The following is a 17,237-nucleotide window of genomic DNA, read 5'->3' on the forward strand; positions in this document are numbered from 1 at the left end:
GTTAGCTTTTCAGCATAATGAATATATGTCAGGTGAGTTGATTGATATCTCACCTGACTATATCAATCTAAATTACCCACGCTGCCCAATTGGCAGAATGGTTTTGCCATATTGCTCATTCAAGACTTCAGCCATGCCCAAGTAAAATGCACTAGCACCACAAATAATACCTTCGAAACCCGCAATCGTTAAAAGGGTTGTATTGCCAGTTAAATTACCGATCGCTAAAAGAGCAAACAGAACGGTTAAGCTACCAAATACAAATTGTAAGACAAAGTTAGCTTTAAATGTTCCAAGGAACATGAAAAATGTAAAAATTCCCCAAATTAGCAAATAGATCCCTAAAAATGCAGGGTCAGTCGCTTCTGCCAAACCCATTGTTGGTAAAAATAATAACCCAACTAATGTCAGCCAAAACATACCGTATGAACTAAATGCTGTTGCACCAAACGTATTTCCTTTCTTATATTCAATAAGTCCGGCAATCACCTGAGCAATACCACCATAAAAAATTCCCATGCTCAAAATAACTGATGAGAGAGGGAAAAAACCTGCGTTATGGATATTAAGCAGAATTGTTGTCATACCAAAGCCCAATAAACCAAGTGGGCCTGGATTCGCAATAGAGCTGGATTGCATATAACCTCTGGTGAAAAATATTAAAAATCAAATAGATATATAATTACTCTGCCGGTTGAATTTAGCAGGCGGCGAATCATACGCAGTTTTTATTGTTGAAACAATGATCGGAAGACAGGTTTTTTTGTAAAAAATACCAAATTTTTTTAAGTCATCCCCTTGATGAATGAATTTACGACCCCATCTTTAATGCATCCCTCGTTATCAATCGCAATTATTGCCTAACGCAAAAAAAATTGAGGTCTGGAGTAAAAACTCCCTTGAAAATGAAATATTGAGCCTCATATAGATTGATAACGAAATTGTATAGAAAAGAATTCCTTTGGAGGCGTTTTAGATGGGTAAAATTATTGGTATCGACTTGGGTACAACTAACTCATGCGTTGCAATTATGGATGGCACTACTGCGCGTGTTCTAGAGAACAGCGAAGGTGATCGTACAACTCCTTCCATCATTGCGTACACACAAGATGGTGAAATTTTGGTCGGTCAGCCAGCAAAACGTCAGGCTGTGACCAACCCAGAAAATACACTATTTGCGATCAAACGTTTGATCGGCCGTCGTTTCCAAGACGAAGAAGTTCAGCGCGACGTTGCAATCATGCCATACAAAATTATTGCGGCAGATAACGGCGATGCTTGGTTAGATGTGAAAGGCCAAAAAATGGCACCACCGCAAGTTTCAGCTGAAGTTCTGAAAAAAATGAAGAAGACAGCGGAAGACTACTTGGGTGAACCAGTAACAGAAGCTGTTATTACTGTTCCAGCGTACTTTAACGATGCTCAGCGTCAAGCAACTAAAGATGCGGGTCGTATCGCTGGTCTAGATGTTAAACGTATCATTAACGAACCAACAGCAGCAGCATTGGCTTATGGTTTAGATAAAGAAGTTGGTAACCGTACTATTGCGGTATACGACTTAGGTGGTGGTACATTTGACTTATCAATCATCGAAATTGATGAAGTTGACGGTGAAAAAACCTATGAAGTTCTAGCAACCAATGGTGATACTCACTTAGGTGGTGAAGACTTCGATAACCGTTTGATCAACTATTTAGTCGAAGAGTTTAAGAAAGAGCAAGGCGTTGATCTGCGTAACGATCCGCTGGCGATGCAACGTCTGAAAGAAGCGGCTGAGAAAGCGAAAATCGAGCTTTCTTCTGCTCAACAAACAGATGTAAACCTGCCGTATATCACTGCGGATGCAACAGGTCCTAAACATATGAATATTAAAGTGACTCGCGCTAAATTAGAGTCACTGGTAGAAGATTTAGTTAAACGCACAATGGAACCAGTTAAAGTTGCTCTGCAAGATGCTGGCCTGAGTGTTAACGACATCAATGACGTGATCTTAGTTGGTGGTCAAATCCGTATGCCAATGGTGCAAAAAGCGGTTTCTGACTTCTTTGGTAAAGAACCACGTAAAGATGTTAACCCAGATGAAGCGGTTGCGATTGGTGCAGCAGTTCAAGGTGGTGTATTAGCAGGTGATGTTAAAGACGTACTGTTACTTGATGTAACGCCACTGTCTTTAGGTATCGAAACAATGGGCGGCGTGATGACTTCGTTAATCGCGAAGAACACCACCATCCCAACTAAACACAGCCAAGTGTTCTCTACTGCGGAAGATAACCAATCAGCAGTAACGATCCATGTTCTGCAAGGTGAGCGTAAGCGTTCAAGCGATAACAAATCACTGGGTCAATTTAACTTAGATGGTATTCAACCGGCTCCGCGTGGTATGCCACAAATCGAAGTTACTTTTGACATCGATGCGGATGGTATCCTCCACGTTTCTGCGAAAGACAAAAACAGTGGTCGCGAGCAAAAAATTACCATCAAGGCTTCTTCTGGTTTGAACGATGAAGAAATCGAAAAAATGGTACGTGACGCGGAAGCGAACGCAGAAGCGGACCGTAAATTCGAAGAGTTAGTACAGGTTCGTAACCAAGCAGACCAACTGATACATGGTACTCGTAAACAAATCGAAGAAGCAGGCGATAAACTGCCAGCTGAAGATAAAGCAAACATCGAAAAAGCAACATCTGAGCTAGAAGCTGCAAGCAAAGGCGAAGATAAAGCGGATATTGAAGCGAAAATCCAAGCATTAGTTGCAGCTTCAGAAAAACTTCTAGAAATGGCACAGCAGCAAGCACAAGCTGGTGCAGCAGGTGCTGGGGCAGAAGCGAAGAAAGATGACGATGTTGTTGACGCTGAGTTCGAAGAAGTTAACGATAAAGACAAAAAATAATGCCCTTAGCGGGCGCAGTGACCTTGCTAATGGTTATTAATGGTTACTGATACCGAACACGGGCGTCGAGGAAACTCTACGCCCGTGTCGGCATGTTAAGGGTAAAATAAATGGCGAAAAGAGATTTTTATGAGGTATTAGGCCTCGAAAAAAATGCTTCTGATAAAGACATCAAGCGAGCATACAAGCGCTTAGCGATGAAATATCATCCTGATCGTAATCAGGAAAACAAAGAAGAATCGGAATCAAAGTTTAAAGAAATAAAAGAAGCTTACGAAGTGCTATCTGACGAGCAAAAGCGTGCCGCATATGATCAATATGGCCACGCTGCGTTTGAGCAAGGTGGTATGGGCGGCGGCGGCGGCTTTGGTGGCGGTGCTGACTTTAGCGATATCTTTGGTGACGTCTTCGGTGATATTTTTGGAGGCGGCCGTAGACAACAGCGCCCAAGCCGTGGTTCTGATCTACAGTACAACATGGAGTTGACTCTTGAAGAGGCTGTCCGTGGAGTGACCAAAGAGATCCGTATCCCAACTTTGGAAAGCTGCGATGTCTGCCATGGCAGTGGTGCGAAACCTGGAACGAGTGCGGACACTTGCCCAACCTGTCATGGTATGGGACAGGTGCATATGCGTCAGGGGTTCTTCTCGGTTCAACAACCATGCCCAACCTGTCATGGCCGTGGTAAAGTGATTAAAGACCCATGCAACAAATGTCATGGACATGGTCGTGTTGAACGTTATAAAACATTGTCAGTTAAAATCCCTGCTGGGGTTGATACTGGTGATCGCGTTCGTTTATCAGGCGAAGGTGAAGCAGGTGAGAATGGCGCGCCAGCGGGTGATCTGTTTGTTCAAGTCCACGTGTTGCCACATAATATTTTTGAGCGTGATGGTAACAACTTACATTGCGAAGTCCCTATCAACTTTGCAATTGCAGCATTGGGCGGTGAAATTGAAGTCCCAACCCTCGATGGTCGCGTGAAACTGAAGATCCCAGCAGAAACTCAAACAGGTAAAGTTTTCCGTATGAAAGGAAAAGGTGTGAAATCTGTTCGAGGTGGATTGCAAGGTGATTTGATGTGCCACATTGTGGTTGAAACACCCGTTAAGCTTAATGAGAAACAAAAAGAATTGCTCAAAGAGTTCGGTGAATCATTGGGTGGTACTAGTGGTGAAAAAAATAGTCCACGTTCAAAACGCTTTTTAGATGGCGTGAAGAAATTCTTTGATGACCTGACTAACAAATAATAATTATATTATTACTTCTTCATTATTTTAAAACACTCGCTTTTGCGGGTGTTTTTTTATCCGCTAAGCTTGATGAAGAGTCTTTCTGCTTAAAAGACACCGCTGATCGTGATGAATATTAGGCTAAATTAACCTATCACTCTTATCCATAGCGCATTTTGTGAAGCGATTGCTATTTTGTCTGTTATTTATTGCAAAAGATGCACAGAGCTTCGAGCACGAACGTAAATAAATCACCAATATTCACAACGTTGCAGACGAAAATTGAGCGAGGGTTTAAGCTTATATAACTTGTTTTAATAAGTGAAAAGGCAATAGCGTAAACCTGAGTGTTTGATTTCGGAGTTCTTCAATATGAAAAAGGGTGAGCAAATTCAAATTAATTTGTCTATATTAAAATTTAACGATTATTTAGCATATTTAGTGAGCTATTTCTCTAAATATTCGTTAAATCCGAATGATAATGGATAAATAAACGATTTTTTACGAATCAATGATTAGCATAGTATTAACACTCTGTTTATTTTGAGGTTAAACATATGACAGCAATCATCCGTAAATTTTTAAGGTTAGAAGCAGCAGGAGGGCTACTCCTGATCATTGCTGCCATAGTCGCATTAATTATGGCAAATTCGCCATTTCAGGGGCTATATCAGCAGTTTTTAGATATTCCAATCGCCGTTAAAATTTCATCATTAGAACTCGATAAGCCATTAATTTTATGGATTAATGATTTTTTGATGGCCATTTTCTTTCTTGTTGTTGGTCTTGAAGTTAAGCGTGAGCTACTTGAAGGATCATTAGCAGGTAAAGATAAAGCTATTTTCCCAGCCATTGCAGCTTTAGGCGGAATGTTAGCACCAGCTCTGATTTATTTATTATTTAATGGAGCAGATGAGGTTACTCGTCAAGGTTGGGCAATACCCGCCGCAACAGATATCGCTTTTGCATTAGGGGTGATGGCGTTATTAGGTAAGCGTGTACCGACGGAATTAAAGGTATTTTTATTGGCGCTTGCCATTATTGATGATCTTGGTGTTATTGTCATCATTGCATTTTTCTATACTAATTCACTGTCTATGGTTGCGCTGGGCTTAGCGGCTTTATGTGTAGCGATATTGATTATGATGAATTGGCGGCGAGTTGAAAATACCGCAGCTTATTTAGTTATCGGGCTAATTTTGTGGGTATGTATACTCAAATCAGGGGTTCATGCGACGTTAGCCGGTGTTATTGTTGGCTTCTTGATCCCACTTCGTGGCACCAATAATACTAAGCCATCAGAAGAGTTAGAACATGTATTGCATCCATGGGTTGCCTATATGATTTTACCAATATTTGCTTTTGCAAATTCAGGGGTTCAATTAAATGGTGTGACACTAGATGGTTTGATGAGCACATTACCTTTAGGTGTTGCCGCAGGATTATTATTTGGTAAACCACTAGGGATCTTTCTATTTAGTTGGGTTTCGGTAAAACTTGGTTTTGCCAAATTACCGGAGTCAATTAATTTGAAGCAGGTATTCGCTGTATCTGTCTTATGTGGAATCGGTTTTACTATGTCTATTTTCATCACTGGTCTTGCTTTTGATGGGCTGGATGAAAGCTACAGTACCTATTCACGGCTGGGTATTTTGATAGGTTCGACACTTGCCGCATTTTTAGGTTATTTTTTGTTAAAGGTAGTGTTACCGAAAGGTCAACAAAAATAGTGATTGTCTGAATTCCAATAATTTTAGAAATAAATAGTAAGAATTTCCGAGTTAATCCATTATGATGTACCCGCAGTATTCACTTTTTGTGCTGCGGGTATTTTTATAATAGCTCCTGAAAAAGGGCATGTAGACTCTAAATAATTCGAGATGCAGGTAGGCGATCATCGAAGACAGGTGGAGTGCATAGAGAAACACTGTGACCCATAAAGCGATTATGTCTTAACGAAAATCCCCGCATCTTGAAGGCATGATGAGTATAGAACCAATATGGTCAGGCGACTATTGGTGGTATGGAAGGAAATGATATGCGGGTTTCACATCTTAATTTTAACCATCTTTATTATTTTTGGCATGTATGTAAAGAGGGTTCAGTGGTTGGGGCCGCTGATGCGTTGTATTTAACGCCTCAGACTATCACAGGGCAAATAAAAGCATTAGAAGAGCGGTTAGGCGGTAAACTATTTAAGCGGCAAGGGCGTGGTTTAGTGCCGTCTGAGCTTGGGCAGCTTATTTTTCGCTATGCTGATAAAATGTTTATGCTTAGCCAAGAGATGCTTGATATTGTCAACTATAGCCGAGAATCGAACTTGTTGTTTGATGTCGGGGTTGCTGACGCGTTATCAAAACAGCTGGTGAGCCGAGTATTAGAAACGGCGGTGGTTGAGCATGAGCAGATCCACTTACGCTGCTTCGAATCTACTCATGAGATGTTGCTTGAGCAATTAAGTCAGCACAAGCTTGATATGATCCTATCTGATTGTCCTGTGGATTCATCACAACAAGAAGGTTTGTTTTCTGTGAAGCTAGGCGAATGTAGTATGAGTTTCTTTTGTCGTCAACCGGTGCCTAAGAAGCCATTCCCTGAGTGTTTAGAAGAGCGTCGCTTGTTAATACCCGGTCGTCGTTCTATGTTAGGTCGCCACTTACTCACGTGGATCCGTAATAAAAACTTGGAAGTTGAAGTTCTCGGCGAATTTGATGATGCCGCTTTAATGAAAGCGTTTGGTGTGTCTCATAATGCCATATTTGTGGCGCCTTCATTATATGCAGCAGATATTTTGGCTGGAGAAGACGTGATCGAATTAGGACGGCTCGATAGCGTGAAAGAAGAGTATTTTGTTATTTTTGCTGAACGTATGATACAGCATCCTGCTGTTCAGCGTGTCTGTAATAAAGATTTTTCAAATCTATTCTCAACACCCTTTGATAAGCTTGAGAAAAAAGTTTAACAGACAAAAAAACCGGCAAGAGCCGGTTTTTTTAGCTAATCAAGAAGCAAAATTACATTGCTTTGATTTGAGCAACTAAGTTAGCTTTATGACGAGCTGCTTTATTTTTGTGGATCAGGCCTTTAGTGGCGTGACGATCAACAATAGGCTGCATGTCATTGAATGCTTTCTGAGCCGCTTCTTTATCGCCAGCAGCGATAGCAAGGTAAACTTTCTTGATAAAAGTACGCACCATAGAACGACGGCTAGCGTTGTGCTGACGACGTTTCTCAGATTGTATAGCGCGTTTCTTAGCTGATTTGATATTAGCCAAGGTCCAACTCCCAAATGTATTCTATTGAGGACAATTCAAAGGTCGAGGAATATGCCCTTTCGGCCTTCATTTGTCAATGGATTTGTGCAAATAAACGTCGTGTACTTCGACGTAAGTGCGTTTGTGAATGGTGCAAGATTCTATCAGCAAATGCTAGAGGAATACAGATCTTCGCACGAAAAAAAGCGTAATTGATGCTAGATAATAAAAAATTTTTTAGTCGAGAAAATTTTTAAGATAGTGAATAGGGGGGTGAGTATGAATATCGAACAATAGTTGTTTGATTATTGGTCATTGATTACAATGAGTTGCACTTGTAGCTGTGAAAGTCAGAAAATTTTACGATTTTTCGAGACCTCAGCGCAAATTTGTTGTATTGATAATCCATTGGTTATCCCTATATTTTGATCTTTTTATTTGCGGTGGGTAATTTGCAACCATCCTCTAGGTGTAGAGTCGTAAGAAATTGACTCTATAATGGGTGTGATGATCAAAAAATGGTGATTAAATGAAACCTTTTACGAACTTGGGTTAACCTTAAGCGTCGTACAAGGTATAATCCAGCTATTTCCTCGGTATTGAGCCTGTTATGGAGCTAATTCGCGGTATACAGAATATCCGGGCGTACCATCATGGTTGCGTACTGACTATTGGTAATTTTGACGGTGTCCACCGTGGACATCAGGTTTTACTTCAAAATTTAAAACTGAAGGGTGAGCAGTTGGGATTACCCACTGTCGTGATGATTTTTGAGCCTCAGCCACTTGAGTTTTTTATTGGTGATAAAGCGCCAGCTCGTTTGACTCGCTTGCGGGACAAAGTGAAATACTTAGCAGACAGTGGTATTGATTACCTTCTTTGTGTTGAGTTTAACCAACATTTTGCCTCACTGACGCCGTCTGAGTTTGTGGCTGATTTACTGGTTGAAAAATTGGGTGTGAAATATCTCGCTATTGGCGATGATTTCCGTTTTGGCAAAAATCGCATGGGGGACTTTGCGTTCCTTCAGCAAGCAGGAAGTCAGTACGGCTTCGAAGTCGCGGATACAGAAAGTTTTTGTGATTCAGGATTGCGTATTAGCAGTACAGCGATCCGCAAAGCAATACAAGATAATGATCTAGTATTAGCAGAAACATTATTAGGTCATCCATATCGTATTAGTGGGCGTGTGGTTCATGGTAACCAACTTGGTCGTACCATTGGTTTTCCGACTGCAAACCTGCCATTAAAACGATTGGTCACCCCTGTTATGGGTGTGTATGCTGTAGAAGTACATGGTTTAGGAGATAAACCCTTGCCCGGTGTGGCCAATATTGGTACGAGGCCAACGGTTTCTGGAAAAGGGCAACAATTAGAAGTCCATCTAATTGATACTACTATGGATTTATATGGACGTCATATTGATGTCGTATTACGTAAAAAAATACGTGATGAACAGCGATTTGCTTCATTAGATGCCCTGAAGGAGCAAATAGCTAAAGATGTGATTACAGCTAGGGATTACTTAGCTGCAACAGGTGTCAGATAATTTAGCGGAAAAATGGAACTGAGAATCGATGAGTGACTATAAAAATACCCTGAATCTACCAGAAACAGGGTTTCCAATGCGTGGTGATCTCGCAAAACGCGAACCACAGATGTTAGAGCGCTGGTACAAAGAAGGTTTGTATCAAGCAATCCGTAAAGCAAAATCGGGCAAGAAAACATTTATTCTGCACGATGGACCTCCGTACGCTAACGGCAGTATTCATATTGGTCACTCAGTTAACAAAATTCTCAAAGACATTATTATTAAATCCAAAGGGTTGGCGGGCTATGATTCCCCATACATCCCTGGTTGGGATTGCCATGGTCTACCGATTGAACATAAAGTTGAACAAATCGTTGGTAAACCGGGCGAAAAAGTATCCGCCGCTGAATTTCGTGCACAATGCCGTCAATACGCTAAAGAGCAAATTGAAGGGCAAAAAGCTGACTTTATGCGTCTTGGGGTATTAGGCGAGTGGGATAAGCCTTATTTGACGATGGATTTTAAAACCGAAGCTCACATTATCAGAGCATTGGCAAAAACTATCGCTAATGGTCATTTAGTGAAAGGGGCGAAACCGGTTCACTGGTGTACAGCTTGCGGCTCTTCATTAGCCGAAGCGGAAGTTGAATATTATGACAAAACATCACCTTCTATTTATGTGCGCTTCCCAGCAGTAGATAGCCAAGCGGTCTACGAGAAATTTGCAACGACAGGTGATAAAACACCTTCTTTGGTTATTTGGACAACCACACCTTGGACACTGCCTGCTAACCGCGCGATTTCTTTGAACCCTGAGTTTAAATATCAGTTGGTTGAGGCTGACGGCGACGTGACTATTCTTGCGGCTGATTTAGTTAAAGATGTCATGACAACCGCAGGTGTAGAGTCATGGAAAGTGCTTGGTGAGTGTGATGGTAGTGCACTTGAATTATTGCGTTTCCAACATCCATTTATGGGCTTCGATGTTCCGGCAATCTTAGGCGACCATGTCACGTTAGATGCAGGTACAGGTGCAGTCCATACGGCACCGGGCCATGGTCCAGAGGACTATGTGGTTGGTCAGAAATATGGTCTAGAAACAGCAAACCCAGTTGGGCCAGATGGTTGTTTCTTAACAAATACCTATCCAACACTTGATGGTGTATTTATTTTTAAAGCTAATGACCTGATTGTTGAGCTTCTGAAAGAAAAAGGGGCTCTGCTGTACAAACAAGCCATTTCTCATAGTTACCCATGTTGTTGGCGCCATAAAACACCAGTTATTTTCCGTGCGACACCACAATGGTTTATTGGCATGGACAAAAATGGCTTACGTGAGCAGTCACTGAAAGAAATTGATATTGTTCAGTGGATCCCAGGTTGGGGGCGTGCACGTATCGAATCAATGGTCGAAAATCGCCCTGACTGGTGTATCTCTCGTCAACGTACTTGGGGTACTCCAATGTCGTTGTTCGTACATAAAGACACTGAAGAGCTGCATCCTCGTACATTAGAATTGATGGAAGAAGTGGCGAAACGTGTCGAAGTTGATGGCATCCAAGCATGGTGGGATCTGGATCCTGCTGAATTACTTGGCGAAGAAGCTGAAATTTATCGTAAAGTACCGGATACTTTAGACGTTTGGTTTGATTCAGGGTCAACACACTTTGCTGTTGTGGATGCACGTCCTGAATACCATGGTAATTCAGCAGATATGTACCTTGAAGGTTCAGACCAACATCGTGGTTGGTTTATGTCTTCACTCATGCTATCGACAGCAATGAAAGGCAAAGCGCCATACCGTCAAGTATTGACACACGGCTTTACTGTGGATGGTCAAGGTCGCAAGATGTCTAAATCGTTAGGTAACACTGTTAGCCCACAGGATGTGATGAACAAACTTGGTGCTGATATCTTACGCTTATGGGTGGCATCAACTGATTATACTGGTGAAATTGCGGTTTCAGATGAAATTTTGAAACGTGCAGCTGATTCTTATCGCCGTATTCGTAATACAGCTCGTTTCTTCTTAGCTAACTTAAACGGTTTCAATCCAGCGACTGATATGGTGAAGCCTGAAGATATGGTGGTGTTAGATCGCTGGGCGGTAGGCCGTGCACTAGCAGCACAGAAGGAAATCGCAAAAGCATACGACGAATATGATTTCTTATCAGTTATTCAGCGCTTAATGCATTTCTGCTCAATCGAAATGGGCTCTTTCTATCTAGACATCATTAAAGATCGTCAATATACCGCGAAGAGCGATAGCCTTGCGCGTCGTAGTTGCCAAACAGCACTGTTCCACATTGTTGAAGCGTTAGTGCGTTGGATTGCGCCTGTACTTTCCTTCACTGCTGATGAAGTCTGGAATGAAATGCCAGGAGAGCGTGCTAAATACGTATTAACAGAAGAATGGTACGATGCACTGTTTGGCTTAGATGCTTCGGAAGAAATGAACGATGAGTTCTGGGCGGAGTTATTGGCTGTTCGTGGCGAAGTGAACAAGGTGCTTGAACAAGCACGCGCAGATAAACATATTGGTGGTTCATTAGAGGCTGCTGTGGTGTTGTATGCAGATAAAGACTTGGCCGCGAAACTGAATTGCTTAGCGGATGAACTGCGTTTTGTGTTGCTAACTTCCCAAGTGACTGTTGCAGATATCGCTTCTGCGCCAGCGGATGCACAGCAATCAGAGCTGAGTGGCCTGAAAATTGGCTTTAGCAAAGCATCTGGTGAGAAATGCCCTCGTTGCTGGCACTATGCTAATGATGTAGGCTCCGTTGCTGATCACCCTGAATTGTGTGGTCGCTGTGTCACTAACGTAGCCGGTAACGGTGAACTACGTAAGTTTGCATAATAAATGAAGAGACCAATTTGTTCTACTGGATTGCGCTGGCTGTGGTTAACAGTCGTGCTGATTGCATTGGATTTAGGGATTAAGCAGCTTGTCTTGAAAGAGATGAACTTGTATGAACCACATCCAATTATGCCTTACCTCAATCTTATGTATGCGCAAAACTTTGGCGCTGCATTTAGTTTCTTAGCGGATGAGGGCGGCTGGCAACGCTGGTTCTTTGCTGGTGTGGCAATTGCGATATCTATCATTCTCATTGTAATGATGTATCGTCAGAGCGCACAAAAACGGTTAAGCAATATCGCGTACGCTCTGATCATCAGTGGAGCAATTGGTAATCTGAGTGACCGCTTAATGCATGGTTTTGTTGTCGATTATATTGATTTTTATATTGGTAATTGGCACTACCCAACATTTAACCTTGCAGATATCGCTATCTGCTTAGGTGCGGCATTGGTGATCCTCGAAGGCTTTTTGCCAGATAAAAGCAAAAAGAAAGAGGATTAACAGGTAAAATATATTGAATCATTCGAGGTGCAGCTAGACGGCGGGGCTCTGACTTTGTCTAAATGCTTTTAATCCGAATGAAAATTGGCCATCAAAGGCCAACAGCACCTAGCCCGGTTCTTCCGGGCTAATTTATATGATAGAAAATAGGTTCGGTTTATGTCGACTCAGGTACAGCCGCATAGCGCGGTATTGCTGCATTTCACAATGAAATTAGAAGACGGTTCAACGGCGGATTCTTCATATAGCCAAGGGAAACCGGCGCTGTTTAGTTTAGGTAATGGCTCGTTGTCATCTGAATTGGAGCAGCAACTTTTAGGGCTGAGTATTGGGGAAAAGAAAAGTTTTTCTTTACCGGGTGATGTCATATTTGGAAAACATAACCCTGATTTGGTCCAATACTTTTCCTTGCGTGATTTCACTGAAACAGGGATACCTGAGATTGGCACGATCATGCTTTTTACTGCAATGAATGGCAGTGAGATGCCAGGGGTAGTAAAATCAATAGAGGGTGAATCGATCACTATTGATTTTAACCACCCACTCGCAGAGCAACAAATCAGTTTTGATATTGAAGTGCTTGAGATTGACCCGCAATTGGAGAGTCAAAATGCAAATATTAATGGCTAACCCTCGTGGCTTTTGTGCAGGGGTAGACCGCGCAATCAGCATTGTTGAAAGAGCGTTGGAGCTTTATGGCGCCCCGATTTATGTCCGTCATGAGGTGGTTCATAATCGTTATGTCGTTGATGACCTGCGTCAGCGTGGTGCTATTTTTATTGAAGAGATCTCTGAAGTACCTGATGGTTCTATCTTAATTTTCTCTGCACATGGTGTTTCTCAAGCGATACGCCAAGAAGCGCGCTCTCGCGATTTAACCATGTTGTTTGATGCCACATGCCCTTTAGTGACCAAGGTACATATGGAAGTTGCTCGTGCAAGCCGAAAAGGCAAAGAAGCTATCCTTATTGGCCACGCAGGACACCCTGAAGTTGAAGGAACAATGGGGCAATACAGCAACCCTGAAGGTGGAATGTACCTCGTTGAAAGTCCTGAAGATGTTTGGAAATTACAGGTTAAAGACGAAGACAACCTCTGTTTTATGACGCAAACAACGCTTTCGGTTGATGATACATCTGATGTCATTGATGCATTAACTCAGCGTTTCCCTAGTATTGTTGGTCCCCGTAAAGATGATATTTGCTATGCGACGACCAATAGGCAGGAAGCCGCACGTGAACTTGCAGAACGTGCTGATATAGTGCTGGTGGTTGGTTCGAAAAACTCATCAAACTCCAACCGTTTAGCTGAGTTAGCTTCTCGGATGAAAAAGCCAGCCTATTTAATTGATGGTGCGGAAGATATTAAAATTGAGTGGCTAGCTGATAAAAATATTATTGGACTGACGGCCGGAGCCTCTGCGCCTGATATTTTAGTCCGTCAAGTCATTGATAGGCTGCAAGAACTTGGCGCGAATGATGTCGTTGAACTTCAAGGTCGCGAAGAAAATATCGTGTTTGAAGTGCCTAAAGAGTTGCGTGTTGAAGTTAAAGAAATTAGTTAATTAGCATTAATCATCCCGCTAGTTAATTTAAATAATTAGGGGGATGTATTATTTTTTGGAGTCTTCATTGGTACCGGACAATATTGCCAATTCATCTAATGTGCTCTCTGTATTTGATTTTGATGGCACATTGACTTATCACGACAGTTTTATTCCCTTTTTGAAGTTTACGTTTGGGAAGTACCGCTTTTCACGCAAAATTATTAAATTAGTTTTGCCTAGCTTACAATGCGCTAGACGTAAATTGACCAGAGATGAACTGAAAGAAGTCTTAATTAGAACCTTCTTAACGGGGGTTGATGAAAAGTGGCTGAGAGAAAAAGCCGAACAGTTCTGTCAAACTTATTGGCCTAAATTAATGCGCCCAGAAGGGGTATTAGGGGTGGCCGCTGAGGTCGAAAGTGGTGCTGAAGTGACTATTTGTTCTGCTTCCCCTTCCCTTGTACTTAAGCCTTTTGCAGAACGACTAGGTATTAAATTGATTAGCACTGAACTGGAAATCATTGATGGCAAATTAACAGGTAATTTGGTTGGACAAAACTGTCGTCGTGAGCAAAAAGTGAAGCGTTTAGAGCAAGTATATGGTGATTTAAGCCAATATCATTTGAGGGCATGGGGTGATACCCGAGGTGATTTTGAATTATTGCAAGCGGCACAAGATGCGCATTGGCGTCACTTTCATAAAAAGCACTACCGTTATAAATATCGCGATGTGATCGCGAAAGATCAGTAATGGTAAAACCTCTTGATAACGTGATTATCAAGAGGTGAGTGTCGTTAGTTATTCTTTTTTGGAAAAATCACACTTGCCAGCACACCTATGGCTAATACCGCAAGGATCACCCATAAACTGATATTCGTTGAAATAGTGTAACCGTGGTGCCAGAGGTGATCGGTGGCATTCAGCGCTAATTTCCCTGCCACGAAAAATAGCAACACAATTACAGCTTTTTCCAGATAGACTAAATATTGTTTTAATGCCTCAAGGACAAAGTACAAAGTACGTAAACCCAGTATGGCAAACATCATCGCGCTATAAACAATCAGTGGTTCGCGGCTGACGGCAATAATTGCAGGCACCGAATCGAAAGCAAACATAACATCCGATAATTCAATAATTGCGACACATAGCATTAGTGGTGTTGCATAGTAGGCTGCTTTGGTCACTCTTCCTACTTTGATATTTTGGTTTTCAGGTTTACTGAGTTCGAGATCAACTTCTTTTTGGGTTAATAAAAAAGCATTGCCGCTGATCTTAGGCCAAATAGGAAAAAAACGCTTAACTAACCGATATGCAAGATGCTGTGAATAATCTTCTATCTCATCATCATCACGCTGTTTTAGCATCATAACTGCTGACCACGCCACAACGAATGCAAAAATCAGTTCAACATATGGCCCTAGGCTAAGTAGTCCCGTGCCGATAGCAACGAAAATGCCTCGGAAGACGATGGCGCCAATAACTCCCCAATACAAAATACGATGTCGATAATGATTAGGGACTGAGAACCAAGAAAAAATAGCCATCATTAGGAACAAATTATCAACGGAGAGTACCTTTTCAAGGACATAACCTGTGATAAACAAGCTTGCTACCTCAGAGCCATGATGTAAATAGAGAAATACAGCAAAAATCATTGCAATAACTACCCAGAACAGCGACCAAAAAATGGCATTTTTAAGGGTGATTGCTTTATCTGAGCGGTGCATGAATAAATCGATGGCAATAGCGCCGATAGCTAATGCGATGAAAACGATAACGGTTTCTGTTGGAAAGCCAATGTGAGTGTTAGCCATATGATAGAGAGCTACCTTGCTTAAATCGAACAATTGTGACGATAAAACATAAGTCTAGACCTGTTAGCATGTGATTCACAGCCATTTTTTAGACTCGTCATACTTTATTGCAAACGGTTTAACAACTTTTTCTGATAATTCTAGCGCGTTGTACGCTTTTGTTAATAATTGGTGATTATAGCTAGCGTGGTTTTGATGGGCTGGTTAATCTATATATACTTGTCATACTTCAAGATGCAGGGGGGACTACGCTACGTTCGCCGAGTCACATAGTTCATCTATATTCCCCGCCTATCTTAGCTTGTTGTTTACCCGTATCTCGAAGTATTTAGAATAGAGTAATGAGTTTTTAAATTATGCAGTGGCTCTCAGGTTTGTGAGCGTATAAATCCACTACAAGATGACTAAAAGGATATTAAATGACGAATTCAACAGTCCGAGTTGCCGTTGTTGGCGCTGGTGGGCGTATGGGACGCCAACTCATTCAGGCTGCACAACAGCAAGAGGGTATTCAACTAGGCGCGGCAATTGAGCGAGTTGGTTCTACACTGGTTGGCACTGATGCGGGTGAATTAGCAGGTATTGGTAAATTAGGCATTTCGATTGTTGATTCGTTAGATAAAGTTGCTAATGACTTTGATGTGGTCATTGATTTTACTCGCCCAGAAGCGACCTTGCAGTATTTGGCTTTCTGCCGCGCAAATAGCAAAGCAATGGTGATTGGTACTACAGGGTTTGATGAACAAGGTAAACAAGCGATTGCTGATGCCGCTAAATCTATTCCAATTGTATTTGCGGCAAATTTCAGTGTCGGTGTTAACGTTGTTCTTAAATTATTAGAAAAAGCGGCAAAAGTAATGGGTGACTATACCGATATTGAGATCATTGAAGCCCATCATCGTCATAAAGTGGATGCGCCATCCGGTACGGCACTGGCGATGGGTGAGTCAATCGCTAGCGCACTGGGTAAAGAGCTAAAAGATTGTGCTGTTTACTCACGTGAAGGATATACAGGCGAGCGCGAAGCTGGTTCAATTGGTTTTGCGACTGTACGTGCAGGCGACATTGTTGGTGAGCATACGGCTATGTTTGCTGATATCGGTGAGCGTGTAGAAATAACACATAAGGCTTCTAGTCGAATGACATTCGCAAATGGGGCTATTAGGGCTTCAGGTTGGGTTATTCTGCAAAAGTCTGGGTTATATAATATGAAAGATGTCCTTAACTTGGAAAATATTTAATTGTTTTAGTTTTGAAATTCTAGGCAAATCATGGTGTTTTGGTTTTATTTGTCATGATTTGCTTTGTTATTATTGATTTTATATTTTTATTGTTATTTTTAATTGTTATCACCTGTGTCTGCATCCTTTTTGTCTAAATAATCATCTTTTATTATCCCTAAACATGCTTTATCATCAATTATGCAACTAATTCGGTTTGCAACCGTTTACTTTGTGTTTATGGCTGCTTGTTTTAGTGCTCAATACAATAAAAGTTAGGCTGATACCCAAAAAAGTAAGAAAAAAACGAAAAAAATGCGTTTTTTTCTAGACAAGACCTCATCTCATCATTAGAATGCGCGCAATTTGCCAAAAATTGCTTAAAAAC

At 41.6% G+C, this 17,237-nt stretch carries 14 protein-coding genes; 11 read left to right on the forward strand and 3 right to left on the reverse strand.

Annotation, left to right across the window (positions count from 1 at the left end):
- Positions 1–72: 72 nt before the first annotated feature.
- A complete protein-coding gene (gene satP / locus JI723_RS03600; RefSeq protein ID WP_070926897.1) occupies positions 73–639 on the reverse strand; it encodes an acetate uptake transporter in 567 nt (188 codons plus the stop codon).
- A 337-nt stretch (positions 640–976) separates the two neighbouring features.
- Between satP and dnaK the strand changes: the two genes are divergently transcribed.
- The 4 genes from dnaK (at position 977) to nhaR (ending at position 7,084) form a co-directional block, all read left to right on the forward strand.
- The gene (gene dnaK / locus JI723_RS03605; RefSeq protein WP_070926895.1) at positions 977–2,890 is read left to right on the forward strand and encodes a molecular chaperone DnaK; all 1,914 of its coding nucleotides are present in this window, start codon (positions 977–979) and stop codon (positions 2,888–2,890) included.
- A gap of 110 nt (positions 2,891–3,000) precedes the next feature.
- On the forward strand, positions 3,001–4,140 hold the full coding sequence (gene dnaJ / locus JI723_RS03610) for a molecular chaperone DnaJ (protein ID WP_070926893.1): 1,140 nt from the start codon (positions 3,001–3,003) through the stop codon (positions 4,138–4,140).
- A gap of 539 nt (positions 4,141–4,679) precedes the next feature.
- Positions 4,680–5,852 (forward strand): Na+/H+ antiporter NhaA, encoded by a 1,173-nt coding sequence (nhaA, locus tag JI723_RS03615; protein ID WP_140182774.1) that lies wholly within the window; start codon positions 4,680–4,682, stop codon positions 5,850–5,852.
- 308 nt (positions 5,853–6,160) lie between these two features.
- Positions 6,161–7,084, forward strand: coding sequence for a transcriptional activator NhaR (nhaR, locus tag JI723_RS03620; protein WP_070926891.1), 924 nt, complete (start codon positions 6,161–6,163; stop codon positions 7,082–7,084).
- A gap of 52 nt (positions 7,085–7,136) precedes the next feature.
- On the opposite strand, the gene rpsT is transcribed toward nhaR, so the two are convergent.
- Positions 7,137–7,397 (reverse strand): 30S ribosomal protein S20, encoded by a 261-nt coding sequence (rpsT, locus tag JI723_RS03625; protein WP_070926889.1) that lies wholly within the window; start codon positions 7,395–7,397, stop codon positions 7,137–7,139.
- Between the two features lie 589 nt (positions 7,398–7,986).
- Between rpsT and ribF the strand changes: the two genes are divergently transcribed.
- From ribF to JI723_RS03655, 6 genes are all read left to right on the forward strand, one after another.
- Positions 7,987–8,925 (forward strand): bifunctional riboflavin kinase/FAD synthetase, encoded by a 939-nt coding sequence (gene ribF / locus JI723_RS03630; RefSeq protein ID WP_070926887.1) that lies wholly within the window; start codon positions 7,987–7,989, stop codon positions 8,923–8,925.
- Positions 8,926–8,953: 28 nt separating this feature from the next.
- A complete protein-coding gene (ileS, locus tag JI723_RS03635) occupies positions 8,954–11,764 on the forward strand; it encodes an isoleucine--tRNA ligase (RefSeq protein ID WP_070926885.1) in 2,811 nt (936 codons plus the stop codon).
- A 3-nt stretch (positions 11,765–11,767) separates the two neighbouring features.
- Entirely contained in the window at positions 11,768–12,268 is a 501-nt protein-coding gene (lspA, locus tag JI723_RS03640) for a signal peptidase II (RefSeq protein ID WP_070926883.1), read from the forward strand.
- 159 nt (positions 12,269–12,427) lie between these two features.
- Positions 12,428–12,898, forward strand: a complete 471-nt coding sequence (gene fkpB, locus JI723_RS03645) for an FKBP-type peptidyl-prolyl cis-trans isomerase (RefSeq protein WP_272580416.1) — start codon at positions 12,428–12,430, stop codon at positions 12,896–12,898.
- Complete coding sequence (gene ispH, locus JI723_RS03650) at positions 12,879–13,832, forward strand: 4-hydroxy-3-methylbut-2-enyl diphosphate reductase (RefSeq protein WP_272580415.1); 954 nt, start codon at positions 12,879–12,881, stop codon at positions 13,830–13,832. Before fkpB ends, ispH begins: the two co-directional genes overlap by 20 nt.
- A gap of 43 nt (positions 13,833–13,875) precedes the next feature.
- Positions 13,876–14,565, forward strand: coding sequence for an HAD family hydrolase (locus JI723_RS03655; protein ID WP_337979785.1), 690 nt, complete (start codon positions 13,876–13,878; stop codon positions 14,563–14,565).
- A 44-nt stretch (positions 14,566–14,609) separates the two neighbouring features.
- On the opposite strand, the gene JI723_RS03660 is transcribed toward JI723_RS03655, so the two are convergent.
- Entirely contained in the window at positions 14,610–15,629 is a 1,020-nt protein-coding gene (locus tag JI723_RS03660) for a TerC/Alx family metal homeostasis membrane protein (RefSeq protein WP_319067010.1), read from the reverse strand.
- Between the two features lie 419 nt (positions 15,630–16,048).
- Between JI723_RS03660 and dapB the strand changes: the two genes are divergently transcribed.
- Complete coding sequence (gene dapB, locus JI723_RS03665; protein WP_283126356.1) at positions 16,049–16,870, forward strand: 4-hydroxy-tetrahydrodipicolinate reductase; 822 nt, start codon at positions 16,049–16,051, stop codon at positions 16,868–16,870.
- Positions 16,871–17,237: the final 367 nt, after the last annotated feature.

Source organism: Providencia manganoxydans (assembly GCF_016618195.1).
Classification (GTDB): Bacteria; Pseudomonadota; Gammaproteobacteria; order Enterobacterales; family Enterobacteriaceae; genus Providencia; species Providencia manganoxydans.